The sequence below is a fragment of the Streptomyces sp. NPDC053474 genome, from assembly GCF_044544845.1.
In the GTDB taxonomy this organism is placed as follows: Bacteria; Actinomycetota; Actinomycetes; order Streptomycetales; family Streptomycetaceae; genus Streptomyces.
Window position 1 is genome coordinate 561,151 of sequence record NZ_JBITXV010000001.1, and the last position, 24,293, is coordinate 585,443.

29 protein-coding genes are annotated in these 24,293 nt (G+C 66.4%); all 29 read right to left on the reverse strand.

What is annotated here, in order from left to right; all coding sequences use genetic code 11:
* Nucleotides 1-2: 2 nt before the first annotated feature.
* On the reverse strand, nucleotides 3-182 hold the full coding sequence (gene rpmD, locus ACIG3E_RS02470; protein ID WP_052580766.1) for a 50S ribosomal protein L30: 180 nt from the start codon (nucleotides 180-182) through the stop codon (nucleotides 3-5).
* Nucleotides 182-787, reverse strand: coding sequence for a 30S ribosomal protein S5 (gene rpsE, locus ACIG3E_RS02475; RefSeq protein WP_399610250.1), 606 nt, complete (start codon nucleotides 785-787; stop codon nucleotides 182-184). Before rpsE ends, rpmD begins: the two co-directional genes overlap by 1 nt.
* Nucleotides 788-827: 40 nt before the next feature.
* Nucleotides 828-1,211: a 50S ribosomal protein L18 gene (gene rplR / locus ACIG3E_RS02480; RefSeq protein ID WP_138961318.1), complete on the reverse strand. Its 384-nt coding sequence runs from the start codon at nucleotides 1,209-1,211 to the stop codon at nucleotides 828-830.
* 3 nt (nucleotides 1,212-1,214) lie between these two features.
* Nucleotides 1,215-1,754, reverse strand: coding sequence for a 50S ribosomal protein L6 (rplF, locus tag ACIG3E_RS02485; protein ID WP_138961317.1), 540 nt, complete (start codon nucleotides 1,752-1,754; stop codon nucleotides 1,215-1,217).
* Nucleotides 1,755-1,778: 24 nt separating this feature from the next.
* On the reverse strand, nucleotides 1,779-2,177 hold the full coding sequence (gene rpsH / locus ACIG3E_RS02490; RefSeq protein WP_018528360.1) for a 30S ribosomal protein S8: 399 nt from the start codon (nucleotides 2,175-2,177) through the stop codon (nucleotides 1,779-1,781).
* 212 nt (nucleotides 2,178-2,389) lie between these two features.
* Nucleotides 2,390-2,575 carry a type Z 30S ribosomal protein S14 gene (locus tag ACIG3E_RS02495; RefSeq protein WP_003948630.1) on the reverse strand — a complete coding sequence of 62 codons (186 nt, stop codon included), beginning with the start codon at nucleotides 2,573-2,575 and terminating at the stop codon, nucleotides 2,390-2,392.
* Nucleotides 2,576-2,580: 5 nt separating this feature from the next.
* A complete protein-coding gene (gene rplE, locus ACIG3E_RS02500; protein ID WP_138961315.1) occupies nucleotides 2,581-3,138 on the reverse strand; it encodes a 50S ribosomal protein L5 in 558 nt (185 codons plus the stop codon).
* Nucleotides 3,138-3,461 (reverse strand): 50S ribosomal protein L24, encoded by a 324-nt coding sequence (gene rplX, locus ACIG3E_RS02505; RefSeq protein ID WP_384799819.1) that lies wholly within the window; start codon nucleotides 3,459-3,461, stop codon nucleotides 3,138-3,140. Before rplX ends, rplE begins: the two co-directional genes overlap by 1 nt.
* Nucleotides 3,462-3,463: 2 nt before the next feature.
* The gene (rplN, locus tag ACIG3E_RS02510; RefSeq protein WP_003974257.1) at nucleotides 3,464-3,832 is read right to left on the reverse strand and encodes a 50S ribosomal protein L14; all 369 of its coding nucleotides are present in this window, start codon (nucleotides 3,830-3,832) and stop codon (nucleotides 3,464-3,466) included.
* A gap of 109 nt (nucleotides 3,833-3,941) precedes the next feature.
* Complete coding sequence (gene rpsQ, locus ACIG3E_RS02515) at nucleotides 3,942-4,253, reverse strand: 30S ribosomal protein S17 (RefSeq protein WP_399610257.1); 312 nt, start codon at nucleotides 4,251-4,253, stop codon at nucleotides 3,942-3,944.
* Complete coding sequence (gene rpmC / locus ACIG3E_RS02520; RefSeq protein ID WP_010036720.1) at nucleotides 4,253-4,477, reverse strand: 50S ribosomal protein L29; 225 nt, start codon at nucleotides 4,475-4,477, stop codon at nucleotides 4,253-4,255. Before rpmC ends, rpsQ begins: the two co-directional genes overlap by 1 nt.
* Nucleotides 4,477-4,896, reverse strand: a complete 420-nt coding sequence (gene rplP / locus ACIG3E_RS02525) for a 50S ribosomal protein L16 (RefSeq protein ID WP_366789142.1) — start codon at nucleotides 4,894-4,896, stop codon at nucleotides 4,477-4,479. Before rplP ends, rpmC begins: the two co-directional genes overlap by 1 nt.
* Nucleotides 4,897-4,901: 5 nt before the next feature.
* A complete protein-coding gene (rpsC, locus tag ACIG3E_RS02530; RefSeq protein WP_030567260.1) occupies nucleotides 4,902-5,741 on the reverse strand; it encodes a 30S ribosomal protein S3 in 840 nt (279 codons plus the stop codon).
* A complete protein-coding gene (gene rplV / locus ACIG3E_RS02535) occupies nucleotides 5,741-6,088 on the reverse strand; it encodes a 50S ribosomal protein L22 (RefSeq protein ID WP_030685471.1) in 348 nt (115 codons plus the stop codon). The genes rpsC and rplV overlap by 1 nt, the downstream gene beginning before the upstream one ends.
* Nucleotides 6,089-6,130: 42 nt before the next feature.
* A complete protein-coding gene (gene rpsS / locus ACIG3E_RS02540; protein ID WP_003948639.1) occupies nucleotides 6,131-6,412 on the reverse strand; it encodes a 30S ribosomal protein S19 in 282 nt (93 codons plus the stop codon).
* A 12-nt stretch (nucleotides 6,413-6,424) separates the two neighbouring features.
* Complete coding sequence (gene rplB, locus ACIG3E_RS02545) at nucleotides 6,425-7,261, reverse strand: 50S ribosomal protein L2 (RefSeq protein ID WP_138961314.1); 837 nt, start codon at nucleotides 7,259-7,261, stop codon at nucleotides 6,425-6,427.
* A 38-nt stretch (nucleotides 7,262-7,299) separates the two neighbouring features.
* Nucleotides 7,300-7,716 carry a 50S ribosomal protein L23 gene (gene rplW / locus ACIG3E_RS02550; protein WP_030685476.1) on the reverse strand — a complete coding sequence of 139 codons (417 nt, stop codon included), beginning with the start codon at nucleotides 7,714-7,716 and terminating at the stop codon, nucleotides 7,300-7,302.
* Nucleotides 7,716-8,366: a 50S ribosomal protein L4 gene (gene rplD / locus ACIG3E_RS02555; protein WP_030685479.1), complete on the reverse strand. Its 651-nt coding sequence runs from the start codon at nucleotides 8,364-8,366 to the stop codon at nucleotides 7,716-7,718. Before rplD ends, rplW begins: the two co-directional genes overlap by 1 nt.
* Before the next feature lie 8 nt (nucleotides 8,367-8,374).
* Nucleotides 8,375-9,019: a 50S ribosomal protein L3 gene (rplC, locus tag ACIG3E_RS02560; protein WP_138961312.1), complete on the reverse strand. Its 645-nt coding sequence runs from the start codon at nucleotides 9,017-9,019 to the stop codon at nucleotides 8,375-8,377.
* 14 nt (nucleotides 9,020-9,033) lie between these two features.
* Nucleotides 9,034-9,342: a 30S ribosomal protein S10 gene (gene rpsJ / locus ACIG3E_RS02565; RefSeq protein ID WP_003948644.1), complete on the reverse strand. Its 309-nt coding sequence runs from the start codon at nucleotides 9,340-9,342 to the stop codon at nucleotides 9,034-9,036.
* A 512-nt stretch (nucleotides 9,343-9,854) separates the two neighbouring features.
* Complete coding sequence (gene tuf, locus ACIG3E_RS02570; protein WP_366789141.1) at nucleotides 9,855-11,048, reverse strand: elongation factor Tu; 1,194 nt, start codon at nucleotides 11,046-11,048, stop codon at nucleotides 9,855-9,857.
* 149 nt (nucleotides 11,049-11,197) lie between these two features.
* Entirely contained in the window at nucleotides 11,198-13,324 is a 2,127-nt protein-coding gene (gene fusA, locus ACIG3E_RS02575) for an elongation factor G (protein ID WP_030685487.1), read from the reverse strand.
* Nucleotides 13,325-13,363: 39 nt separating this feature from the next.
* The gene (gene rpsG, locus ACIG3E_RS02580) at nucleotides 13,364-13,834 is read right to left on the reverse strand and encodes a 30S ribosomal protein S7 (protein WP_003974303.1); all 471 of its coding nucleotides are present in this window, start codon (nucleotides 13,832-13,834) and stop codon (nucleotides 13,364-13,366) included.
* A 2-nt stretch (nucleotides 13,835-13,836) separates the two neighbouring features.
* Nucleotides 13,837-14,208 (reverse strand): 30S ribosomal protein S12, encoded by a 372-nt coding sequence (gene rpsL / locus ACIG3E_RS02585; RefSeq protein WP_003948652.1) that lies wholly within the window; start codon nucleotides 14,206-14,208, stop codon nucleotides 13,837-13,839.
* A 333-nt stretch (nucleotides 14,209-14,541) separates the two neighbouring features.
* The gene (locus tag ACIG3E_RS02590; protein WP_399610269.1) at nucleotides 14,542-15,045 is read right to left on the reverse strand and encodes a DUF1707 and DUF4190 domain-containing protein; all 504 of its coding nucleotides are present in this window, start codon (nucleotides 15,043-15,045) and stop codon (nucleotides 14,542-14,544) included.
* A gap of 119 nt (nucleotides 15,046-15,164) precedes the next feature.
* The gene (locus ACIG3E_RS02595; protein WP_366789139.1) at nucleotides 15,165-19,064 is read right to left on the reverse strand and encodes a DNA-directed RNA polymerase subunit beta'; all 3,900 of its coding nucleotides are present in this window, start codon (nucleotides 19,062-19,064) and stop codon (nucleotides 15,165-15,167) included.
* Between the two features lie 94 nt (nucleotides 19,065-19,158).
* Complete coding sequence (gene rpoB / locus ACIG3E_RS02600) at nucleotides 19,159-22,644, reverse strand: DNA-directed RNA polymerase subunit beta (RefSeq protein WP_399610273.1); 3,486 nt, start codon at nucleotides 22,642-22,644, stop codon at nucleotides 19,159-19,161.
* 605 nt (nucleotides 22,645-23,249) lie between these two features.
* On the reverse strand, nucleotides 23,250-23,639 hold the full coding sequence (gene rplL, locus ACIG3E_RS02605; protein WP_172384593.1) for a 50S ribosomal protein L7/L12: 390 nt from the start codon (nucleotides 23,637-23,639) through the stop codon (nucleotides 23,250-23,252).
* 111 nt (nucleotides 23,640-23,750) lie between these two features.
* Nucleotides 23,751-24,278, reverse strand: coding sequence for a 50S ribosomal protein L10 (rplJ, locus tag ACIG3E_RS02610; RefSeq protein ID WP_030685499.1), 528 nt, complete (start codon nucleotides 24,276-24,278; stop codon nucleotides 23,751-23,753).
* Nucleotides 24,279-24,293: the final 15 nt, after the last annotated feature.

A 24,293-nucleotide genomic window follows, 5' to 3' on the forward strand; every position in this document is an offset into this window, starting at 1 on the left:
GATCAGACCTCCTCAACCGTCACGAGGTGGCGGACGGTGTGCACCATGCCGCGGAACTCGGGGCGGTCCTCCTTGACGACCTGCGTGTTGATGCCCTTGAGACCAAGGGAACGCAGGGTGTCACGGTGGTTCTGCTTGCTGCCGATGTACGACTTCACCTGCGTGATCTTGAGCTGTGCCATTACGCACCAGCCCCGGCACGCGCACGCAGCAGAGCGGCGGGAGCGACGTCCTCGAGCGGCAGACCACGGCGGGCCGCGATCTCCTCGGGACGCTGCAGACCCTTGAGGGCCGCCACGGTCGCGTGCACGATGTTGATCGCGTTGTCGGAGCCCAGGGACTTCGACAGGATGTCGTGAACACCGGCGCACTCGAGCACGGCGCGCACGGGACCACCGGCGATAACACCGGTACCCGGCGAAGCCGGCTTGAGCAGGACGATGCCCGCGGCCTTTTCACCCTGAATCGGGTGCGGGATGGTACCGGCGATACGCGGGACCTTGAAGAAGTGCTTCTTGGCCTCCTCAACGCCCTTGGCGATGGCGGCCGGCACCTCCTTGGCCTTGCCGTAACCGACACCCACGGTGCCGTCGCCATCGCCCACCACGACCAGCGCGGTGAAGCTGAAGCGACGACCACCCTTCACAACCTTGGCGACGCGGTTGATCGCGACAACGCGCTCAACGTACGCGGTCTTCTCGGCGGCAACTGCGCCGCCGTCACGGCCCTTCCGGTCCCGCCGCTCGCCGCCACCGGCACCGCTGCCGCGGCGCTGGGGTCCAGCCATTGGATTTACCTCTCTCTTTTCCGCTAGCTACGCAGCGAGCTCAGAACTTGAGCCCGGCCTCGCGGGCGGCGTCGGCCAGGGCCGCGATGCGACCCGCGTACCGGTTACCGCCACGGTCGAACACGACAGCCTCGACACCGGCGGCCTTGGCACGCTCGGCGACCAGGGCGCCGACCTTGCCGGCCTGCGCCGACTTGTCGTCCGAGCCACCACGGATGGACGCGTCCAGGGTCGACGCCGACGCCAGGGTGTGACCCTGGATGTCGTCGATGACCTGGGCCACGATGTGGCGGTTGGAGCGCGTCACGACCAGGCGCGGACGCTCAGCCGTACCCGAGATGTGCTTACGGATCCGGATGTGACGACGCTTGATGGCAGCACGCTTGTAAGCGTCGCCCTTAGCAATCTTGACACCGTATGCCATGGCTTACTTACCCGCCTTTCCGACCTTGCGGCGGATGACTTCGCCCTCGTACTTGACGCCCTTGGCCTTGTACGGGTCAGGCTTGCGCAGCTTGCGGATGTTGGCCGCAACCTCGCCGACCTTCTGCTTGTCGATGCCCTCGACCGAGAACTTGGTCGGCGACTCGACCTTGAACGAGATGCCCTCGGGCGCCTCGATCAGGATCGGGTGGCTGTAGCCGAGCGAGAACTCCAGGTTGGAGCCCTTCGCCAGGACGCGGTAACCGACACCGCTGATCTCGAGCTTCTTCACGTAACCCTGGGTCACACCGGTGATCATGTTCGCCACCAGCGTGCGGGACAGGCCGTGCAGGGCCTTGTTCTGACGCTCGTCGTTCGGGCGGGTGACGTTCAGAACGCCGTCCTCGCCCTTAGCGATCTCGATCGGCGACACGACGGTGTGGCTCAGGGTGCCCTTGGGGCCCTTCACCTGGACCGTCTGGCCGTCGATGGTGACGTCCACGCCGGCGGGAACCGTGATGGGGAGCTTGCCAATACGCGACATAGCTGTTTCCTCCGTTCCCTTCCGCTACCAGACGTAGGCGAGGACTTCCCCACCCACGCCCTTCTTGCCCGCCTGCTGGCCGGTGAGCAGGCCGTGGGACGTGGAGATGATGGCCACGCCCAGGCCGCCGAGCACCTTCGGCAGGTTGGTGGACTTCGCGTAAACACGCAGACCAGGCTTCGAGATCCGCTTGATGCCCGCGATGGAGCGCTCACGGTTCGGCCCGAACTTGAGCTCGAGAACGAGGTTCTTGCCGACCTCGGCGTCCTCGACCTTCCAGCCCGTGATGAAACCCTCCTGCTGGAGGATCTCCGCGATGTGCGACTTGATCTTGCTGTGCGGCATCGCCACGGTGTCGTGGTATGCCGAGTTCGCGTTCCGCAGACGCGTAAGCATGTCTGCGATCGGATCAGTCATGGTCATGAATTGGCCTTCGGCCTCTCTCGCCGGGGTTTCCTGTCTGCGCCATCCCTCTCCCCACTCATGGGCGGGACGGGTGCGGCGCGGGGACCTACGGCGTAGTAAGTCGTACGAGGGCGGCAGGGCGCCCAACCACACAAGCCTAAGGCATGCGCGGCCGGGCCCCCACCGACCTCATTGCTTACCGAGAGACTCCGGTCATCCCAACTAGGGGACTACCAGGAGCTCTTGGTCACGCCCGGCAGCTCGCCACGGTGAGCCATCTCACGAAGGCACACGCGGCACAGGCCGAACTTGCGGTACACGGAGTGCGGGCGGCCGCAGCGCTGGCAGCGGGTGTAGCCACGCACACCGAACTTGGGCTTGCGAGCAGCCTTAGCGATCAGAGCCTTCTTCGCCATCTCGCTCACGCCTCCTTGAACGGGAAGCCGAGGTGACGAAGGAGCGCGCGGCCCTCAGCGTCGTTGGTCGCCGTGGTGACCACGGTGATGTCCATACCCCGGACACGGTCGATCTTGTCCTGGTCGATCTCGTGGAACATGACCTGCTCCGTGAGACCGAAGGTGTAGTTGCCACGGCCGTCGAACTGCTTGGGGGACAGGCCACGGAAGTCGCGGATACGCGGCAGCGCGAGCGACAGGGTGCGGTCCAGGAACTCCCACATGCGGTCGCCACGGAGCGTGACGTGGGCACCGATCGGCTGGCCCTCACGCAGCTTGAACTGCGCGATGGACTTCCGGGCCTTGGTGATGGCCGGCTTCTGACCGGTGATCGTGGTCAGGTCACGGACGGCACCGTCCATGAGCTTGGAGTCACGGGCAGCGTCGCCGACACCCATGTTCACCACGATCTTCACGAGGCCGGGGATCTGCATGACGTTCTCGTACGAGAACTCCTCCTGCAGCTTGCCCTTGATCTCCTCGCGGTACTTCGTCTTGAGGCGCGGAGTGGTGGTGGTCGTCATCAGATGTCCTCACCCGTCCGCTTGGCAACGCGGATCTTGTTGCCCTCGTCGTCGAAGCGGTAGCCGACGCGCGTGACGACCTTCTTGCCGTCCTTCTCAACGACCAGCTGGACGTTGGAGACGTGGATCGGCGCCTCGGTCGTGACGATGCCACCGGCCTGCGAGCCGGAGGCCGTGGGGCCGGCCTTCGTGTGCTTCTTGACCCGGTTGACACCCTCGACCAGGACGCGCTCGTCGCGCGGGTAAGCGGCAATGACCTTGCCCTGCTTGCCCTTGTCCTTACCGGTGATGACCTGGACCAGGTCGCCCTTCTTGATCTTCATGCTTACAGCACCTCCGGCGCGAGCGAGATGATCTTCATGAACTTCTTCTCGCGCAGCTCACGGCCCACCGGGCCGAAGATACGGGTGCCGCGAGGGTCGCCGTCGTTCTTCAGAATGACGGCGGCGTTCTCGTCGAAGCGGATGTACGAGCCGTCCGGACGGCGGCGCTCCTTGACGGTGCGAACGATGACCGCCTTGACGACGTCACCCTTCTTCACGTTGCCACCGGGGATCGCGTCCTTGACGGTGGCGACGATGACGTCACCGATGCCCGCGTAGCGGCGACCCGAGCCACCGAGAACACGGATGGTGAGGATTTCCTTCGCACCCGTGTTGTCGGCGACGCGAAGTCGCGACTCCTGCTGGATCACGTCTATCTCCTGTTTGTCTGCCGGTTCCCGGCAGGGGCCTCGTCCCTAGAGGGAGTGGGGCCCCTGCCGAGCCTGGCGGAACTGATCCGAGGGGAGACCCCCTCGGAAATTACTTGGCCTTCTCGAGGATCTCGACGACGCGCCAGCGCTTCGTCGCGGACAGCGGCCGGGTCTCCGCGAGGAGGACACGGTCGCCGACACCCGCGGCGTTCTGCTCGTCGTGCGCCTTGAGCTTGTTCGTACGGCGGATGACCTTGCCGTACAGCGCGTGCTTGACGCGGTCCTCGACTGCGACGACGACGGTCTTGTCCATCTTGTCGCTGACGACCAGACCCTCACGGGTCTTGCGGAAGCCGCGCGCGGCCTTCACCGCGGCGGAGCCGCTGATGTCTGCAGTTTCAGTCACGTTGCTCTCGCTCATCAGGCGCTCTCCACCGTCTCGATGCCCAGCTCGCGCTCACGCATCAGGGTGTAGATCCGCGCGATGTCCTTACGGACGGCCTTGAGCCGACCGTGGTTCTCGAGCTGACCCGTCGCCGCCTGGAAGCGGAGGTTGAACAGCTCTTCCTTGGCCTCGCGGAGCTTGTTGAGGAGCTCCTCGTTGCCCAGCTCGCGCAGCTCGGACGCCTTGGTACCGGCCGACATCACGCTTCACCTGCCTCGCGCTTGACGATCCGGCACTTCATCGGCAGCTTGTGGGCCGCACGGGTCAGCGCCTCACGGGCGATCTTCTCGTTGGGGTACGACAGCTCGAACATGACGCGTCCGGGCTTGACGTTGGCGATCCACCACTCCGGCGAACCCTTACCGGAACCCATGCGGGTCTCGGCAGGCTTCTTGGTGAGGGGACGGTCCGGGTAGATGTTGATCCAGACCTTGCCGCCACGCTTGATGTGGCGGGTCATCGCGATACGCGCGGCCTCGATCTGACGGTTGGTGACGTACGCCGGGCCCAGGGCCTGGATGCCGTACTCACCGAACGCAACCTGCGTGCCACCCTTGCTCATGCCCGAGCGCTTGGGGTGGTGCTGCTTGCGGTGCTTGACCCTACGGGGGATCAGCATGTCGGTCAGGCCTCCGTTCCGGTGCTCTCAGCAGCCGGAGCGGCAGCGGCGGGAGCCTCGGCCTTGGGGGCCTCGGCAGCCGGCGCGGACTGCTGCTGCGGCTTGCGGCCGCGGCCGCCACGCTCGCCACCACGGCCACCGCGGGCCGGGCGGTCGTTGCCACCACGGGCCGGGCGGTTGCCGGCGCGGGCAGCGGCGTTCTCGGCGCGGACCTCGGCGATGTTCTTGACGTCGCCCTTGTAGATCCAGACCTTCACGCCGATGCGGCCGAAGGTCGTCTTGGCCTCGAAGAAGCCGTAGTCCACGTTGGCGCGGAGCGTGTGCAGGGGCACACGGCCCTCGCGGTAGAACTCCGAGCGGGACATCTCGGCGCCGCCGAGACGACCGCCACACTGGATCTTGATGCCCTTGGCGCCCGCCTTCATCGCCGACTGCATGCTCTTGCGCATGGCGCGACGGAAGGAGACGCGGGAGGACAGCTGCTCCGCGACGGCCTGGGCCACGAGCTGAGCGTCCGTCTCGGGGTTCTTGACCTCGAGGATGTTCAGCTGGACCTGCTTGCCCGTGAGCTTCTCGAGGTCACCGCGGATGCGGTCGGCCTCGGCGCCACGGCGGCCGATGACGATGCCGGGACGAGCGGTGTGGATGTCCACACGCACGCGGTCACGGGTGCGCTCGATCTCCACCTTCGAGATGCCGGCGCGCTCCATGCCGGACGTCATCATCCGACGGATGGCGACGTCTTCCTTGACGTAGTCCTTGTACAGCTTGTCGGCGTACCAACGCGACTTGAAGTCGGTCGTGACACCGAGCCGGAACCCGTGCGGGTTTACCTTCTGGCCCATTACCGGGTTCCTTCCTTGCTGCTGACGACCACGGTGATGTGGCTGGTCCGCTTACGGATCCGGTAGGCACGGCCCTGAGCACGCGGACGGAACCGCTTCAGGGTCGGGCCCTCGTCCACGTACGCCTCGCTGATGTACAGCGACGACGCGTCCGTGTGGTCGTAGTTGTGCGCGGCGTTGGCGATGGCGCTGTCCAGCACCTTGCCGACCGGCACGCTGGCGGCCTGCGGGGCGAAACGCAGGACCGCCTGAGCCTCCGTGGCATCCATGCCACGGATGAGGTCCACCACGCGGCGGGCCTTCATGGGCGTGACGCGGATGTACCGCGCCTGGGCCCTGGCTTCCATGGTTGTCCCTTCGGTGTTAGTCATAGTCGATTCCACCCCGCCTTAGCGGCGCTTCGACTTCCGGTCGTCCTTGACGTGACCCCGGAAGGTGCGCGTCGGCGAGAACTCGCCGAGCTTGTGGCCGACCATCGACTCGGTGACGAACACCGGGATGTGGGTCTTGCCGTTGTGCACCGCGATCGTGTGGCCGAGCATGGCCGGGACGATCATCGAGCGGCGGGACCAGGTCTTGATGACGTTCTTGGTGCCGGCTTCGTTCTGGACATCCACCTTCTTGATCAGGTGGTCGTCGACGAAGGGCCCCTTCTTCAGGCTACGAGGCATCTCAACCCGTCCTTAGCGCTTCTTGTTCGTCTTGCGGCGGCGGACGATGTACTTGTTCGACGCCTTCTTGGGCGAACGAGTACGGCCTTCCTTCTTGCCCCAGGGCGAGACCGGGTGACGACCACCAGAGGTCTTGCCCTCACCACCACCGTGCGGGTGGTCAACCGGGTTCATCACGACACCGCGAACGGTGGGACGGACGCCCAGCCAGCGCTTGCGGCCGGCCTTGCCCCAGTTGATGTTCGACTGCTCGGCGTTGCCGACCTCACCGATGGTGGCGCGGCAGCGGACGTCGACCAGACGGATCTCGCCCGACGGCATGCGCAGGTGGGCCATCGAGCCCTCCTTCGCGAGCAGCTGCACCGAGGCACCCGCGGAGCGGGCGAACTTGGCGCCGCCGCCCGGACGGAGCTCGATCGCGTGGATCGTGGTACCGACCGGGATGTTGCGCAGGGCAAGGTTGTTGCCGGGCTTGATGTCGGCGCCAGGGCCGTTCTCCACCCGGTCACCCTGCGCCAGGTTGCGCGGAGCGATGATGTAGCGCTTCTCGCCGTCTGCGTAGTGCAGCAGGGCGATGCGCGCGGTGCGGTTCGGGTCGTACTCGATGTGCGCGACCTTGGCCGGCACGCCGTCCTTGTCGTGACGACGGAAGTCGATCACACGGTAGGCGCGCTTGTGTCCGCCACCCTGGTGGCGAACGGTCACACGACCGGCGTTGTTACGGCCGCCCTTGCTGTGCAGGGGGCGGACCAGCGACTTCTCCGGCGTGGACCGCGTGACCTCGACGAAGTCGGCGACGGAGGAGCCACGGCGGCCCGGCGTCGTCGGCTTGTACTTGCGGATTCCCATTTCTCAGTCCTCGTCCGATATTCGGACCAGGGTCTCCGTTAGGAGGCCTGGCCGAAGATGTCGATACGGTCGCCCTCAGCAAGGGTCACGATCGCGCGCTTGGAGTCGGCACGCTTGCCGAAGCCCGTACGAGTGCGCTTGCGCTTGCCCTGGCGGTTGAGCGTGTTGACGCCGGTGACCTTGACCGAGAAGACCGCCTCGACGGCCTGCTTGATCTGGGTCTTGTTGGCGCCGGGCGCGACGACGAAGGTGTACTTGCCCTCGTCGAGCAGCGCGTAGCTCTTCTCCGAGACGACCGGCTTGAGGAGCACGTCACGGGGGTCCGTGAAGCTCTTGCTCAGCGGCGTCTCGACGGTGTTCTTGCCCTCGGTGGCGTGGCGCTTCGCCTTGGCGACGCGCGCGGCCTTGGCGGCCTTGGCGGCCTTCGAGGCGATAGCGGGGTGACGGATAGCCATCAGGCCTCGCTCCCTTCGGTGTCATTGGCCTTCGGGCCCGACACGAAGGACTCGAACGCGGCCTGGGTGAAGACCACGTCGTCCGAGACGAGAACGTCGTACGTGTTCAGCTGGCCCGGCTCCAGGATGTGGACCTGGGGCAGGTTGCGGGCGGACAGCACGGCCTTCTCGTTCTCGCGCTCGACGACCAGGAGCACGTTCTTGCGCTCGCTGATCTTGCCGAGGAGAGCCTTGACGGCCTTCGTGGAGATGTCGCCCTCGACCACGTCGGAGACGACGTGGATGCGGCTGTTGCGGGCCCGGTCGGTGAGGGCACCGCGCAGGGCGGCGGCCTTCATCTTCTTCGGGGTCCGCTGCGAGTAGTCACGCGGCACGGGACCGTGCACGACGCCACCACCGGCGAACTGCGGCGCGCGGGTCGAACCCTGGCGGGCGCGGCCGGTGCCCTTCTGGCGGTACGGCTTCTTGCCGCCACCACGGACCTCGCCGCGCGTCTTGGTCTTGTGCGTGCCCTGGCGGGCAGCGGCCAGCTGCGCGACAACGACCTGGTGGATCAGCGGGATGCTGACCTTCGCGTCGAAGATCTCCGCGGGGAGCTCGACGGTACCGGCCTTGTCGCCTGCCGGCGAAAGGATCTCAACAGTGCTCATCGGTTACCTCAGGCCCCCTTGGCCGCGGTGCGGACCAGGACGAGGCCGCCGTTCGGACCGGGAACCGCGCCCTTGATGAGCAGCAGACCCTTCTCCGCGTCAACGGCGTGGACGGTCAGGTTCTGGGTGGTGACCCGCTCGTTGCCCATGCGGCCCGCCATGCGGAGGCCCTTGAACACGCGGCCCGGGGTGGCGCAGCCACCGATGGAGCCGGGCGAGCGGTGCTTGCGCTGGGTGCCGTGGCTGGAGCCGAGGCCACCGAAGTTGTGGCGCTTCATGACACCGGCGAAGCCCTTGCCCTTGCTCTTGCCGGTCACGTCGACCTTGACGCCCGACTCGAAGGTCTCGGCGGTGAGCTCCTGGCCGAGGGTGTACTCGGACGCGTCCGAGGTACGGATCTCGACGAGGTGGCGACGGGGGGTCACGTCGGCCTTGGCGAAGTGGCCCTTGAGGGGCTTGTTCACCTTGCGCGGGTCGATCTCGCCGAAGGCGATCTGGACCGACTCGTAGCCGTCGCTGTCATTCGTACGGACCTGGGTAACAACGCAGGGCCCGGCCTTGACCACGGTCACGGGGACGACACGGTTGTTCTCGTCCCAGACCTGGGTCATGCCGAGCTTCTCGCCCAGGATGCCCTTGATCTGCTTGGTCATCTCTTCCGTGCCTCTCAGAGCTTGATCTCGATGTCAACGCCGGCCGGAAGGTCCAGGCGCATCAGCGAGTCAACGGTCTTGGGCGTCGGGTCGAGGATGTCGATCAGGCGCTTGTGCGTGCGCATCTCGAAGTGCTCGCGCGAGTCCTTGTACTTGTGCGGCGACTTGATGACGCAGTACACGTTCTTCTCAGTGGGCAGCGGCACCGGGCCCGCGACCGACGCACCAGTACGCGTCACCGTCTCGACGATCTTCTTCGCCGAGGAGTCGATGACCTCGTGGTCGTAGGCCTTGAGCCGGATGCGGATCTTCTGTCCCGCCATGGCTACTTAGTAGTCCTTCGTCTCGAACGCTCTGGCCCCCGGGAGGCCCGTTTTTCTACTTCCTCCGACCCACGCGGTCGGGCGTGTCGCAGTCCCGCTCACACAGATCTCCCGAAGGATTTCCCTGCTAGGGGCTGCGGCCCTGAATGACCGCGGGTCCGGGGGAAGAAACCCACCGGGCGCCTGGCCGAGCCACCGCACCGCACTTCCCGAAAGATTCCCGTACGTCCGCCACAGCGCTGCCTTACGGCAGATGGGGCGACGAGTACTGTGGGACTCGCTTTCAGTCCTCCCGGCGGGAGGCGCACAGCATCGGCACTCAACCGAGCAACCTGAACAGTGTGCCACACCTGGTACGACGAAGGCCAATCGAGCCGATTGTCAAGCGGCACGGCCGCCCGCGGCGCGCCCCACAACGACAAGAGGCCCCACCCGCCGTAACGGCGAGCGGGGCCTCTTGCTGCGCTCAGTTCAGAGCAGCCGGGTCACCCCGACCAGCAAGCAAGCGGAGCTTACTTGTTGATCTTGACGACCTGGCCGGCGCCGACGGTCCGGCCACCCTCACGGATGGCGAACTTCAGGCCCTCTTCCATGGCGACGGGCTGGATGAGCTCCACCTTCATCTCGGTGTTGTCACCCGGCATGACCATCTCGGTGCCCTCGGGGAGGGTCACGACGCCGGTCACGTCCGTCGTACGGAAGTAGAACTGCGGGCGGTAGTTGTTGAAGAACGGGGTGTGACGGCCACCCTCGTCCTTCGACAGGATGTACGCCTGCGCCTCGAACTCGGTGTGCGGGGTGACCGAGCCCGGCTTGATGATGACCTGGCCGCGCTCGACGTCCTCGCGCTTGATGCCGCGGAGCAGCAGACCGACGTTCTCACCGGCCTGGCCCTCGTCGAGCAGCTTGCGGAACATCTCGATGCCGGTGACCGTGGTGGTGGTCTTCTCGGTCTTGATGCCGATGATGTCGACGGTCTCGTTGACCTTGAGGACACCACGCTCGATACGACCGGTGACGACGGTGCCACGACCGGTGATCGTGAAGACGTCCTCGATCGGCATCAGGAACGGCTTGTCGACGTCACGCTCGGGCTGCGGGATGGCCTCGTCGACGGCCTTCATCAGGTCGAGGACGGACTTGCCCCACTCGGCGTCGCCCTCGAGCGCCTTGAGCGCCGAGACCTTGACGACCGGGACGTCGTCGCCCGGGAACTCGTACTCGGAGAGGAGCTCACGGACCTCGAGCTCGACGAGCTCCAGGATCTCCTCGTCGTCCACCATGTCGGCCTTGTTCAGGGCGACGACGATGTACGGAACGCCGACCTGGCGGGCCAGGAGCACGTGCTCCTTGGTCTGCGGCATCGGGCCGTCGGTGGCGGCGACCACGAGGATGGCGCCGTCCATCTGCGCGGCACCCGTGATCATGTTCTTGATGTAGTCCGCGTGACCGGGGCAGTCGACGTGGGCGTAGTGACGCGTCTCCGTCTGGTACTCGACGTGCGCGATGGAGATGGTGATACCGCGCTGGCGCTCCTCGGGAGCCTTGTCGATCTGGTCGAAGGCCGAGGCCTCGTTCAGGTCGGGGTACGCGTCGTGCAGCACCTTGGTAATGGCGGCCGTGAGGGTCGTCTTACCGTGGTCAATGTGACCGATGGTGCCGATGTTGACGTGCGGCTTAGTCCGCTCGAACTTCGCCTTCGCCACTGGGGTCCTCCTGTGGAGTGGTTCTGTACGCCTTACTTCATCGGCGCCAGGTGATCTTTGCTGGGGTGCCGACCGCCGGGGCATTCCTCACGGATCGCAGGGTTTGCCCCGGCCGACGGTGTCAAGCCTAAAGCGTGTGCTCGGGTGAGCTACTCGCCCTTGGCCTTCGCGATGATCTCCTCGGCGACGTTCCGCGGAACCTCGGCGTAGGAGTCGAACTGCATCGAGTAGCTTGCGCGACCCGACGTCTTGCTGCGGAGGTCTCCGACGTAGCCGAACATCTCCGACAGCGGAACCAGGCCCTTGACGACCCGGGCGCCACTGCGCTCCTCCATGGCCTGGATCTGGCCACGGCGGGAGTTGATGTCGCCGATGACGTCGCCCATGTAGTCCTCGGGCGTGGTGACCTCGACGGCCATCATCGGCTCGAGCAGCACGGGCTTGGCCTGCCGCGCGGCCTCCTTGAAGGCCTGCGAACCGGCGATCTTGAAGGCGAGCTCGGAGGAGTCGACCTCGTGGTAGGCACCGTCGAGCAGCGTGACGCGGACGCCCGTCATCTCGTAGCCCGCCAGGATGCCGAACTGCATGGCCTCCTGCGCACCCGCGTCCACCGACGGGATGTACTCCCGCGGGATGCGGCCACCGGTGACCTTGTTCACGAACTCGTACGAGGCGTCGCCGTCGACGATGGGCTCGATCGCGATCTGCACCTTGGCGAACTGACCGGTACCACCGGTCTGCTTCTTGTGGGTGTAGTCCACGCGCTCGACGGCCCGACGGATCGTCTCGCGGTACGCGACCTGCGGCTTGCCGACGTTCGCCTCGACGCGGAACTCGCGCTTCATGCGGTCGACGAGCACCTCGAGGTGAAGCTCGCCCATACCACCGATGATGGTCTGGCCGGTCTCCTCGTCCGAGTGGACCTGGAAGGAGGGGTCCTCCTCCGAGAGGCGCTGGATGGCGACACCCAGCTTCTCCTGGTCGCCCTTGGACTTCGGCTCGATGGCGACCTGGATGACCGGCGCCGGGAAGTCCATGGACTCCAGGATGACCGGGGCCTTGTCGTCACAGAGCGTCTCGCCCGTGGTGGTCTGCTTCAGACCCATGACGGCGACGATGTCACCGGCGCCCACCGACTCGATCTCCTCACGCTTGTTCGCGTGCATGCGGTAGATCTTGCCGATGCGCTCCTTCTTGCCCTTGACGGAGTTCAGCACGGCGGTGCCGGAGTCAAGGCGACCGGAGTAGATCCGGACGAAGGTGAGCTTGCCGAGGTGCGGGTCGCTCGCGATCTTGAACGCGAGGGCCGCGAGCGGCTCGTCGTCGGACGGCTTGCGCTTGACGATCTCCTCCGGGTCCTTGGTGCCGTGGCCCTCGATGGCCTCGACGTCCAGGGGGGAGGGGAGGTAGCGCACGACCGCGTCGAGCAGGGGCTGGACGCCCTTGTTCTTGAACGCGGTGCCGCAGAACACGGGGGTGACGGTGGTGTCGCCGCCCTTGCCCGAGGCGATGGTGATGCGACGGATCGCCGCGTACAGCTGCTCCTCGGTGGGCTCCTGGCCCTCGAGGTACAGCTCCATCATCTGCTCGTCGTTCTCGGCGACGGCCTCGAGGAGCTTGCCGCGCCACTCGTCGGCGGCCTCGGTGTGCGTGGCCGGGATGTCGACGATGTCGTAGGCCTCGCCCATCTTGGTCTCGGCGGACCAGACGAAGGCCTTCATCGTGACGAGGTCGACGACGCCCTTGAAGTCAGCCTCCGCGCCGATGGGCAGCTGCATGACGATCGGGGTCGCACCGAGGCGGTCGACGATCATGTCGACGCAGCGGTGGAACTCGGCACCCGTACGGTCGAGCTTGTTGACGAAGCAGATGCGCGGGACGCCGTAGCGGTCCGCCTGACGCCACACGGTCTCGGACTGGGGCTCGACACCGGCGACGCCGTCGAACACCGTCACGGCACCGTCGAGCACGCGCAGGGAGCGCTCCACCTCGACGGTGAAGTCGACGTGCCCGGGGGTGTCGATGATGTTGATCGTGTGGTCGACGTCGTTCAGCGGCCAGTGACAGGTGGTGGCGGCAGAGGTGATCGTGATGCCACGCTCCTGCTCCTGCTCCATCCAGTCCATCGTGGCGGCACCGTCGTGGACCTCACCGATCTTGTACGAGACACCGGTGTAGAACAGGATCCGCTCGGTGGTCGTCGTCTTGCCCGCGTCGATGTGAGCCATGATGCCGATGTTGCGCACCTTGGCCAGGTCAAGTGAAGTGGTAGCCATATCGGCTCAGTCTTCTCTCGGTCTCGATGGGGGTAGCGACTACCAGCGGTAGTGCGCGAAGGCCTTGTTGGACTCGGCCATCTTGTGGGTGTCCTCGCGCTTCTTCACAGCGGCGCCCAGGCCGTTGGAGGCGTCGAGGAGCTCGTTGAGCAGACGCTCGGTCATGGTCTTCTCGCGACGGGCGCGGGAGTAGCCCACCAGCCAGCGCAGGGCCAGCGTGTTGGCGCGACCGGGCTTGACCTCGATCGGCACCTGGTAGGTCGCACCACCGACGCGGCGGGACTTGACCTCGAGGGTCGGCTTGATGTTCTCCAGCGCGCGCTTCAGCGTGATGACCGGGTCGTTGCCGGTCTTCTCACGCAGACCCTCCATGGCGCCGTAGACGATGCGCTCGGCGGTGGAGCGCTTGCCGTTCAGCAGCACCTTGTTGATGAGGGAGGTCACCAGAGGAGAGCCGTACACCGGGTCGATGATGACCGGGCGCTTCGGGGCGGGGCCCTTACGAGGCATTCTTACTTCTCCTTCTTGGCGCCGTAGCGGCTGCGGGCCTGCTTGCGGTTCTTGACACCCTGGGTGTCGAGGGAGCCGCGGATGATCTTGTAGCGAACACCCGGCAGGTCCTTCACACGGCCGCCGCGCACGAGCACGATGGAGTGCTCCTGCAGGTTGTGTCCCTCACCCGGGATGTAGGCCGTGACCTCGATACCGGAGGTCAGACGCACACGCGCGACCTTCCGGAGCGCCGAGTTCGGCTTCTTCGGGGTGGTCGTGAACACACGCGTGCAGACGCCACGGCGCTGGGGCGAACCCTCGAGTGCGGGCGTCTTGTTCTTCTCGACCTTGTCCTGCCGGCCCTTCCGGACCAGCTGCTGGATCGTAGGCACTACTTCTCCGGTTTCTGTGTGCCGAATAGTAAAGCTAACCTGGAACGTTGCCGACCCACGCGGTCGGGTGTGTCGAATGCTGCAGACCCCCGCCAAAGGCGAGAAGGGCGCAGATTGCGGTGGCCGGATCAGACTCACGATGCGGTTGAAGACACGCGCGCGAGCCCAGGCACACCCCAGGCACAAGGTCTGAGCGTACCTACCTCATTGGCTGCGGTCAAAACAAATACCCCGCACCCCGGACACGCCAGGCGCCTCGGGCGCCGTGAGCCGGGTTATCGGCCTTCGGCCTCGTCCTCAAGCGCCGGACGGGCTGAAACGTGCCCTGCTGGTTCAGTTCGCTGCCGACACCACCAGGAGCAGGATCACCGCCCAGCCCACGATGGCCAGCCAGCCGAGGGCCAGGCCCGCGACCGCCTGGCCGTCGCCGCTCTCGTGGGTGCGGCGGATCTCGGAGCGGGCGATGTGGCCGAGCACCACGGCGGGCACACCCGAGGCCCCGAACGTGAAAAATGTCGCGATCCCGCAGATCATGGCGGCGGTGGCCTTGCCGTTCACGGGCGGCGCCGCCATGAAGGTGGACACCGCGGGCGGGCCTTGCGCAAAGCCCGAGGGGCCCTGCGGCAGGTCGGCGACAAGCAGGCCGAGCTCCCCCACCGTACGCGCCTGGTAGGCCCGCTCGACGCGGCGCTCGTACTCGTCCTGCTGGAGGCGGCCCTCGGCGAAGCCCGCGCGCAGCACGTCGACCGCGCGCTCCCGGTCGGAGTGGCCCGCCAGCATCGACGGCTGCCCCTGCTGTCCCGGCCACGGCGCCGGCTGCCCCCACGGACTGCTCACGATAGGCACGCTCCCCCACACGATGTGTGCCCTCCATCATGCGGCAAAGCGCCGCAGGGCGGCCACCCGACTCTCGTCGGGCGACCGCCCTGCGGTGTGTCTCGCGCTGGGGGCGAGGACTACTGGTTGTAGGGACCGTAGTCGTAGTCCTCCAGCGGAACGGCCTGGCCGGAGCCGGTGCCGAACGGCGAGTAGTCGATGTCGTCGTAGCCGACGGCCGAGTACATCGCGGCCTTGGCCTCCTCGGTCGGCTCGACCCGGATGTTGCGGTAGCGGGACAGACCCGTACCGGCCGGGATGAGCTTACCGATGATGACGTTCTCCTTGAGGCCGATGAGGCTGTCGGACTTGGCGTTGATCGCCGCATCCGTCAGGACTCGGGTCGTCTCCTGGAAGGAGGCGGCCGACAGCCAGGACTCCGTCGCCAGCGAGGCCTTGGTGATACCCATCAGCTGCGGACGGCCGGAGGCGGGGTGACCGCCCTCGGTGACCACACGACGGTTCTCGGTCTCGAACTTCGAGCGCTCGACGAGCTCGCCCGGAAGCAGCTCCGCGTCGCCGGACTCGATGATCGTCACGCGGCGCAGCATCTGCCGGATGATGATCTCGATGTGCTTGTCGTGGATCGACACGCCTTGCGAGTTGTAGACCTTCTGGACTTCGCCGACCAGGTGGACCTGGACCGCGCGCTGGCCGAGGATGCGCAGCACGTCGTGCGGGTTGGTGGCACCCACGGTGAGCTTCTGGCCCACCTCGACGTGGTCGCCCTCGCCCACGAGCAGACGGGCACGCTTCGAGATCGGGAACGCCGTCTCGTCGCTGCCGTCGTCCGGGGTGACGACGAGCTTCTTGGTCTTCTCGGTCTCCTCGATGCGGACCCGGCCCGCGGCCTCGGAGATCGGGGCGACGCCCTTCGGCGTACGGGCCTCGAAGAGCTCGACGACACGGGGCAGACCCTGGGTGATGTCGTCACCGGCCACACCACCGGTGTGGAAGGTACGCATCGTCAGCTGGGTACCGGGCTCACCGATGGACTGGGCGGCGATGATGCCGACCGCCTCACCGATGTCGACCAGCTTGCCGGTGGCCAGCGAGCGGCCGTAGCAGAAGGCGCAGGTGCCGACCGCGGACTCACAGGTCAGGACCGAGCGGGTCTTGACCTCCTCGACGCCGTTGGCGACCAGGGCGTCGATCAGGACGTCACCCAGGTCGACGTTGGCCGGCGCGATGACCTTGCCGTCGATGACGACGTCCTCGGCCAGCATGCGGGCGTATACGGACGTCTCGACGTTCTCCGTCTTGCGGAGCACGCCGTCCTCGCCACGGACCGCGATCTTCAGCTTCAGGCCGCGCTCGGTGCCGCAGTCCTCCTCGCGAATGATGACGTCCTGGGAGACGTCGACCAGACGACGGGTGAGGTAACCGGAGTCGGCGGTACGCAGAGCCGTGTCCGCCAGACCCTTACGGGCACCGTGGGTCGAGATGAAGTACTCGAGCACGGAGAGGCCCTCGCGGAACGAGGCCTTAATCGGACGCGGGATGGTCTCGTTCTTCGCGTTCGACACCAGACCACGCATACCGGCGATCTGCCGCATCTGCATCATGTTTCCTCGGGCACCCGAGTCAACCATCATGAAGATGGGGTTGGTCTTGGGGAAGTTCGCGTTCATCGCCTCGGCGACCTCGTTGGTCGCCTTGGTCCAGATCGCGATGAGCTCCTGCGTGCGCTCTTCCTTGGTGATCAGACCGCGCTCGTACTGCTTCTGGACCTTCTCGTCCTGGGCCTCGTAGCCCGCGACGATCTCCTTCTTCGCCTCAGGCACGACGACGTCGGAGATGGCCACGGTGACGCCGGAACGGGTCGCCCAGTAGAAGCCCGCCGCCTTCAGGTTGTCGAGCGTCGCCGCCACGATGACCTTGGGGTAGCGCTCGGCGAGGTCGTTGACGATCTCGGAGAGCTGCTTCTTGCCGACCTCGTAGTCGACGAACGGGTAGTCCTCGGGCAGCAGCTCGTTGAAGAGCGCGCGGCCCAGGGTCGTGCGCAGGCGGAAGCTGTCGCCCTGCTGGTACTCCTGCTCGCCCTCTTCGGCGACCGGCGGGGTCCAGCCGCGCGGCGGGATGGTGCCGACCGGGAAGCGGATGTCGACCTTCGACTGGAGCGAGAGCTCGCCCGCGTCGAACGCCATGATCGCCTCGGCGGTGGAGCCGAACGCGCGCTCCTCGCCCTTGACCCCGCGGCCCTCGCCGTCGGTGGTGAGGAAGAACAGACCCAGGACCATGTCCTGCGTCGGCATCGTCACCGGCCGGCCGTCGGCGGGCTTGAGGATGTTGTTCGAGGACAGCATCAGGATGCGGGCCTCGGCCTGCGCCTCCGCGGAGAGCGGCAGGTGCACGGCCATCTGGTCACCGTCGAAGTCCGCGTTGAACGCGGTGCAGACGAGCGGGTGGATCTGGATGGCCTTGCCCTCGACCAGCTGCGGCTCGAAGGCCTGGATGCCGAGGCGGTGCAGCGTCGGCGCACGGTTCAGCAGGACCGGGTGCTCGGCGATGACCTCTTCGAGGACGTCGTACACGACCGTGCGGCCGCGCTCGACCATCCGCTTGGCGCTCTTGATGTTCTGCGCGTGGTTCAGGTCGACCAGGCGCTTCATCACGAACGGCTTGAAGAGCTCCAGGGCCATGGCCTTGGGCAGACCGCACTGGTGCAGCTTCAGCTGCGGACCGACGACGATCACGGAACGCGCGGAGTAGTCCACGCGCTTGCCGAGGAGGTTCTGACGGAAGCGGCCCTGCTTGCCCTTCAGCATGTCGCTGAGGGACTTCAGGGGGCGGTTGCCGGGACCGGTGACCGGGCGACCGCGGCGGCCGTTGTCGAACAGCGCGTCGACGGCCTCCTGGAGCATGCGCTTCTCGTTGTTCACGATGATCTCGGGCGCACCGAGGTCGAGAAGGCGCTTCAGGCGGTTGTTGCGGTTGATCACACGGCGGTACAGGTCGTTCAGGTCGGAGGTCGCGAAGCGGCCACCGTCCAGCTGCACCATCGGACGCAGGTCCGGCGGGATGACCGGCACGCAGTCGAGCACCATGCCCTTGGGGCTGTTGGACGTCTGCAGGAACGCGGAGACGACCTTGAGGCGCTTGAGCGCACGGGTCTTCTTCTGGCCCTTGCCGGTGCGGATGATCTCGCGGAGGCGCTCGGCCTCCTCGTCGAGGTCGAAGGACTCCAGGCGCTTCTGCAGCGCCGCGGCACCCATCGAGCCGTCGAAGTACGTGCCGAAGCGGTCACGCAGCTCGCGGTAGAGCAGCTCGTCGCCCTCGAGGTCCTGGACCTTGAGGTTCTTGAAGCGCGACCAGACCTCGTCCAGACGGTCGATCTCGCGCTGCGCGCGGTCGCGCAGCTGCTTCATCTCGCGCTCGGCACCCTCGCGCACCTTGCGGCGCACGTCGGCCTTGGCGCCCTCGGCCTCGAGCTCGGCCAGGTCGGTCTCGAGCTTCTTGGCGCGGGCCTCGAGGTCGGCGTCGCGGCGGTTCTCGATCTGCTGACGCTCCACGGAGACGTGCGCCTCCAGGGAGGGCAGATCGCGCGTGCGGCGCTCCTCGTCCACGAACGTGATCATGTACGCGGCGAAGTAGATGACCTTCTCGAGGTCCTTCGGCGCGAGGTCGAGCAGGTAGCCCAGACGCGACGGGACACCCTTGAAGTACCAGATGTGCGTGACGGGCGCGGCCAGTTCGATGTGGCCCATCCGCTCACGACGCACCTTGGCGCGAGTGACCTCGACACCGCAGCGCTCGCAGATGATGCCCTTGAAGCGGACACGCTTGTACTTGCCGCAGTAGCACTCCCAGTCCCGGGTCGGACCGAAGATCTTCTCGCAGAAGAGCCCGTCCTTTTCCGGCTTGAGGGTGCGGTAGTTGATGGTCTCGGGCTTCTTGACCTCGCCGTGGCTCCACTGACGGATGTCGTCCGCGGTAGCCAGGCCGATCCGGAGCTCGTCGAAGAAGTTGACGTCGAGCACTATGCGTCAATCCCTCTCAGGGTCGTGTCTCAATCAATGGTCTGTCGGGGTCCGGGGGCCCGCCACCCCGGTGTCAGGGGTGGCGGGGGACCCGTCAGACCTCTTCGACGCTGCTCGGCTCGCGCCGGGACAGGTCGATACCGAGCTCCTCCGCGGCGCGGAAGACGTCCTCGTCCGTGTCGCGCATCTCGATGGACATGCCGTCCGAGGACAGCACCTCCACGTTGAGGCACAGGGACTGCATTTCCTTGATGAGCACCTTGAAGGACTCGGGAATGCCGGGTTCGGGAATGTTCTCGCCCTTGACGATGGCCTCGTAGACCTTCACGCGGCCGGTGACGTCGTCGGACTTGATCGTCAGCAGCTCCTGGAGGGCGTACGCGGCGCCGTAAGCCTCCAGCGCCCACACCTCCATCTCACCGAAGCGCTGGCCACCGAACTGAGCCTTACCACCCAGCGGCTGCTGGGTGATCATGGAGTACGGACCGGTCGAGCGGGCGTGCAGCTTGTCGTCGACCAGGTGGTGCAGCTTGAGGATGTACATGTACCCGACCGAGATCGGGTCCGGGAACGGCTCGCCGGAGCGGCCGTCGAACAGGCGCGCCTTGCCGGACGGGAGCACCATGCGCTCGCCGTCGCGGTTCGGGATGGTGTGCTGGAGCAGACCGGCCAGCTCGTCCTCGCGGGCGCCGTCGAAGACCGGCGTGGCGACGTTGGTGCCCGGGGCGACCGAGTCGGCGCCGATCGCCTGCAGCCGCTCCGCCCACTCGTCGGCGAGGCCGGAGACGTCCCAGCCGCGGCTGGCGAGCCAGCCGAGGTGGATCTCCAGGACCTGTCCCGGGTTCATTCGGGACGGCACACCCAGCGGGTTGAGGATGATGTCGACCGGAGTTCCGTCCTCGAGGAACGGCATGTCCTCGATCGGAAGGATCTTCGAGATGACGCCCTTGTTGCCGTGACGGCCGGCGAGCTTGTCACCGTCGGTGATCTTGCGCTTCTGGGCCACGTAGACGCGGACCAGCTGGTTCACGCCCGGCGGGAGCTCGTCGCCCTCTTCGCGGTCGAAGACGCGGACGCCGATGACCTTGCCGATCTCACCGTGCGGCACCTTCAGGGAGGTGTCACGGACCTCGCGGGCCTTCTCACCGAAGATCGCGCGGAGCAGGCGCTCCTCCGGCGTCAGCTCGGTCTCACCCTTGGGCGTGACCTTGCCGACGAGGATGTCACCGGCGACGACCTCGGCACCGATGCGGATGATGCCGCGCTCGTCGAGGTCGGCGAGGACCTCCTCGGAGACGTTCGGGATGTCCCGGGTGATCTCCTCGGGGCCCAGCTTGGTGTCACGGGCGTCGACCTCGTGCTCCTCGATGTGGATCGAGGAGAGGACGTCGTCCTGCACGAGGCGCTGCGACAGGATGATCGCGTCCTCGTAGTTGTGGCCCTCCCACGGCATGAAGGCCACGAGCAGGTTCTTGCCCAGGGCCATCTCGCCTTCCTGGGTGGCGGGGCCGTCGGCGAGGACCTGGCCCTCGATGACGCGCGCGCCTTCCTCGACGATGACCTTCTGGTTCACCGAGGTGCCCTGGTTCGAGCGGGAGAACTTCGCGACGCGGTACGTGGTGTACGTGCCGTCGTCGTTCGTGACGGTGATGTAGTCCGCGGAGACCTCCTGGACCACACCCGCCTTCTCGGCCTTGATGACGTCACCGGCGTCGACGGCGCAGCGGTACTCCATGCCCGTACCGACGAGGGGGGCCTCGGCGGTGATCAGCGGCACGGCCTGGCGCATCATGTTCGCGCCCATGAGCGCGCGGTTGGCGTCGTCGTGCTCGAGGAAGGGGATCATCGCGGTCGCGACCGACACCATCTGGCGCGGCGAGACGTCCATGTAGTCCACGTCCGTCGGCGCGACGTAGTCGACCTCGCCGCCGCGGCGGCGGACCAGGACGCGGGCCTCGGCGAACCGGAGCTCGTCGGTCAGCGGCGCGTTGGCCTGGGCGATGACGAATCGGTCCTCTTCGTCAGCGGTCAGGTAGTCGACCTCGTCGGTGACCTGGCCCTCGACGACCTTGCGGTACGGCGTCTCGATGAAGCCGAACGGGTTGATGCGGCCGTACGAGGCGAGCGAACCGATCAGACCGATGTTCGGGCCTTCGGGCGTCTCGATCGGGCACATGCGGCCGTAGTGCGAGGGGTGCACGTCACGGACCTCGAAGCCCGCCCGCTCACGGGAGAGACCACCCGGGCCGAGCGAGTTCAGACGCCGCTTGTGGGTGATGCCCGACAGCGGGTTGTTCTGGTCCATGAACTGCGACAGCTGGCTGGTGCCGAAGAACTCCTTGATGGAGGCGACGACCGGCCGGATGTTGATCAGGGTCTGCGGCGTGATCGCCTCGACGTCCTGGGTGGTCATGCGCTCGCGCACGACGCGCTCCATACGGGCGAGACCCGTACGGACCTGGTTCTGGATCAGCTCGCCGACGTTGCGGATGCGGCGGTTGCCGAAGTGGTCGATGTCGTCGGTCTCGACGACGATGGACGCACCGCTGTCGCCCACGGTCTCGGTCTCACCGGCGTGCAGCTTCACCAGGTACTTGATCGAGGCGATGATGTCCTCGACCGTGAGGACACCCGCCTCGAGCGGGGCGTCCGCGCCCAGCTTCTTGTTCACCTTGTAGCGGCCGACCTTCGCGAGGTCGTAGCGCTTCGGGTTGAAGTACAGGTTCTCGAGCAGCGTCTGCGCGGCCTCGCGGGTCGGCGGCTCGCCCGGGCGGAGCTTGCGGTAGATGTCGAGCAGCGCGTCGTCCTGGCCCTGGGTGTGGTCCTTCTCCAGGGTGGCGCGCATGGACTCGTACTCGCCGAACTCCTCGAGGATCTGCTCGGTCGTCCAGCCGAGGGCCTTGAGCAGCACGGTGATCGACTGCTTGCGCTTGCGGTCGATGCGCACACCGACCATGTCGCGCTTGTCGATCTCCATCTCCAGCCAGGCACCCCGGGACGGGATGATCTTGACCGAGAAGATGTCCTTGTCGGACGTCTTGTCGATGGAGGAGTCGAAGTAGACGCCGGGCGAACGGACGAGCTGCGACACCACGACACGCTCGGTGCCGTTGATGACGAAGGTGCCCTTGTTCGTCATGAGCGGGAAGTCGCCCATGAAGACCGTCTGGGACTTGATCTCGCCGGTCTCGTTGTTGGTGAACTCAGCGGTGACGAAGAGCGGGGCGGCGTACGTGAAGTCGCGCTCCTTGCACTCGTCGATGGAGTTCTTCGGGGGCTCGAAGCGGTGGTCCCGGAACGTCAGGGACATCGACCCGGAGAAGTCCTCGATCGGAGAGATCTCCTCGAAGATCTCCTCCAGACCGGACTTGGTGGGGACGTCCTGTCCGGACTCCAGAGCCGCCTCGACACGAGCCTTCCACGCGTCGTTGCCGAGCAGCCAGTCGAAGCTCTCGGTTTGCAGCGCAAGAAGGTTCGGAACCTCGAGGGGCTCCTTGATCTTTGCAAAGGAGATGCGCAGCGGGGCGGTGCTGGCGCCGTTGTTCGTATTCGCGGTCGAGGCAGTGCGCGAGGCGGCCAAGAGGGGGTCCTTCCGAGGGCTCGGACTCACTACGCGCGTACCGGTCCCAGCCTTGGCACGGAGGAGAGACGGTCCCGAAGTGGCCAAAAGGCCAGGTCAGAGCGGCTTCAACTCACGATGCTCACGGATGGGCATGCCCCTGGTGACGGGCAGGAGGCAGCTAACAGGCAGCGCAAAGGGTCAGTGTAGCCACCTGGCCCACTGATGTCCAGTGCGGGTTTCTGAAGACCCTCTGTGTTCTCAACACCTGCGGCAAGCCACGTCCTCAACGCACATCGATACTGCCCTCTTCGCCGCCGATCCATGCCTCGGATGCGGATCCTTGTGACGACGCGTCCTGAGAATTGCGCGCTGCGTGCGGTTCGTCAAGGCCCCCCTGCCCTGCCAGGCTCCGATTCAGGAACGTTCGGAGTCCGCTCGGAGGCACAACGAAGATCACCATACTCGCCGGTGCCGACAGTGCAAGGCAGCCGTCACGGGAACGCCGAAGGGCGACCACCCAACTGGGTGATCGCCCTTCAGTGTGTGCGCGTTACAGCGCGGGAGCCGTGTGGTCCCTCACAGGACCACGGGGCTCGAGGAGTCGCGTACGACCCCGTGAGGTGTTACTTGACCTCGACGGAGGCGCCGGCGCCCTTGAGGGCCTCGGCGGCCTTCTCCGCGGCGTCCTTGGCGACCTTCTCGAGGACCGGCTTCGGGGTGCCGTCGACGAGGTCCTTGGCCTCCTTCAGACCCAGGGAGGTCAGCTCACGCACGACCTTGATGACCTGGATCTTCTTGTCGCCGGCGCCGGTGAGGATGACGTCGAACTCGTCCTTCTCCTCCTCGGCAGCGGCGGCGGCGCCACCAGCGGCACCACCGGCGACGACGACCGGCGCGGCAGCGGCGGCGGTGACGTCGAACTTCTCCTCGAAGGCCTTCACGAACTCGGAGAGCTCGATGAGGGTCATCTCCTCGAACTGCGCGAGCAGCTCGTCCTGGGTGAGCTTCGCCATGATGGCGGTCCTTCCACTAATTCGGCAGGTGCCGGATGTACTGGTGTGGCGGGCGTACGTCTGGCCCGCTGTGACCGTCGCCGTCAGGCGGCGGTCAATGTGCGAGCCGAGTTACTCGGCACCGCCCTGCTCGTCCTGCTTGGCACGGAGCGCGTCCACGGTGCGGACGAGCTTCGACGGCAGCGCCTGGAAGACAGAGGCAGCCTGAGACTGCTTGCCCTTGAAGGCACCGGCCAGCTTGGAGAGCAGAACCTCGCGGGACTCGAGGTCCGCAAGCTTCTTGATGTCGTCGGCGGACAGCGCCTTGCCGTCCAGAACACCGCCCTTGATGACAAGAGCGGGGTTCTCCTTGGCGAAGTCACGCAGACCCTTCGCCGCCTCGACCGGGTCACCGGTCACGAAGGCGACAGCGGTCGAGCCCTTGAGGTGCTCGTCCAGCTGAATCCCGGCCTCGTTGGCCGCGATCTTGGTCAGCGTGTTCTTCACCACACGGTACTGAGCGTTGTCGCCGAGAGAACGACGGAGCTGCTTGAGCTGCGCCACGCTCAGTCCGGTGTAAGAAGTCACAACAGCAGCGTTGGAGTCGCGCAGCTTCTGCGTGATCTCCTCGACGGCTGCGACCTTGTCGGACGTCGCCATGAGCCTCGGCCTCCT

Coding starts and splice junctions, on each gene's coding strand:
- rpmD (WP_052580766.1), bottom strand. CDS start 182: ATGGCACAGCTCAAGATCACGCAGGTGAAGTCGTACATCGGCAGCAAG.
- rpsE (WP_399610250.1), bottom strand. CDS start 787: ATGGCTGGACCCCAGCGCCGCGGCAGCGGTGCCGGTGGCGGCGAGCGG.
- rplR (WP_138961318.1), bottom strand. CDS start 1,211: ATGGCATACGGTGTCAAGATTGCTAAGGGCGACGCTTACAAGCGTGCT.
- rplF (WP_138961317.1), bottom strand. CDS start 1,754: ATGTCGCGTATTGGCAAGCTCCCCATCACGGTTCCCGCCGGCGTGGAC.
- rpsH (WP_018528360.1), bottom strand. CDS start 2,177: ATGACCATGACTGATCCGATCGCAGACATGCTTACGCGTCTGCGGAAC.
- ACIG3E_RS02495 (WP_003948630.1), bottom strand. CDS start 2,575: ATGGCGAAGAAGGCTCTGATCGCTAAGGCTGCTCGCAAGCCCAAGTTC.
- rplE (WP_138961315.1), bottom strand. CDS start 3,138: ATGACGACCACCACCACTCCGCGCCTCAAGACGAAGTACCGCGAGGAG.
- rplX (WP_384799819.1), bottom strand. CDS start 3,461: ATGAAGATCAAGAAGGGCGACCTGGTCCAGGTCATCACCGGTAAGGAC.
- rpsQ (WP_399610257.1), bottom strand. CDS start 4,253: ATGAGCGAGAGCAACGTGACTGAAACTGCAGACATCAGCGGCTCCGCC.
- rpmC (WP_010036720.1), bottom strand. CDS start 4,477: ATGTCGGCCGGTACCAAGGCGTCCGAGCTGCGCGAGCTGGGCAACGAG.
- rplP (WP_366789142.1), bottom strand. CDS start 4,896: ATGCTGATCCCCCGTAGGGTCAAGCACCGCAAGCAGCACCACCCCAAG.
- rpsC (WP_030567260.1), bottom strand. CDS start 5,741: ATGGGCCAGAAGGTAAACCCGCACGGGTTCCGGCTCGGTGTCACGACC.
- rplV (WP_030685471.1), bottom strand. CDS start 6,088: ATGGAAGCCAGGGCCCAGGCGCGGTACATCCGCGTCACGCCCATGAAG.
- rpsS (WP_003948639.1), bottom strand. CDS start 6,412: ATGCCTCGTAGCCTGAAGAAGGGGCCCTTCGTCGACGACCACCTGATC.
- rplB (WP_138961314.1), bottom strand. CDS start 7,261: ATGGGAATCCGCAAGTACAAGCCGACGACGCCGGGCCGCCGTGGCTCC.
- rplW (WP_030685476.1), bottom strand. CDS start 7,716: ATGGCTATCCGTCACCCCGCTATCGCCTCGAAGGCCGCCAAGGCCGCC.
- rplD (WP_030685479.1), bottom strand. CDS start 8,366: ATGAGCACTGTTGAGATCCTTTCGCCGGCAGGCGACAAGGCCGGTACC.
- rplC (WP_138961312.1), bottom strand. CDS start 9,019: ATGACCAAGCAGATCAAGGGCATCCTGGGCGAGAAGCTCGGCATGACC.
- rpsJ (WP_003948644.1), bottom strand. CDS start 9,342: ATGGCGGGACAGAAGATCCGCATCCGGCTCAAGGCCTACGACCACGAG.
- fusA (WP_030685487.1), bottom strand. CDS start 13,324: ATGGCTACCACTTCACTTGACCTGGCCAAGGTGCGCAACATCGGCATC.
- rpsG (WP_003974303.1), bottom strand. CDS start 13,834: ATGCCTCGTAAGGGCCCCGCCCCGAAGCGCCCGGTCATCATCGACCCG.
- rplL (WP_172384593.1), bottom strand. CDS start 23,639: ATGGCGAAGCTCACCCAGGACGAGCTGCTCGCGCAGTTCGAGGAGATG.
- rplJ (WP_030685499.1), bottom strand. CDS start 24,278: ATGGCGACGTCCGACAAGGTCGCAGCCGTCGAGGAGATCACGCAGAAG.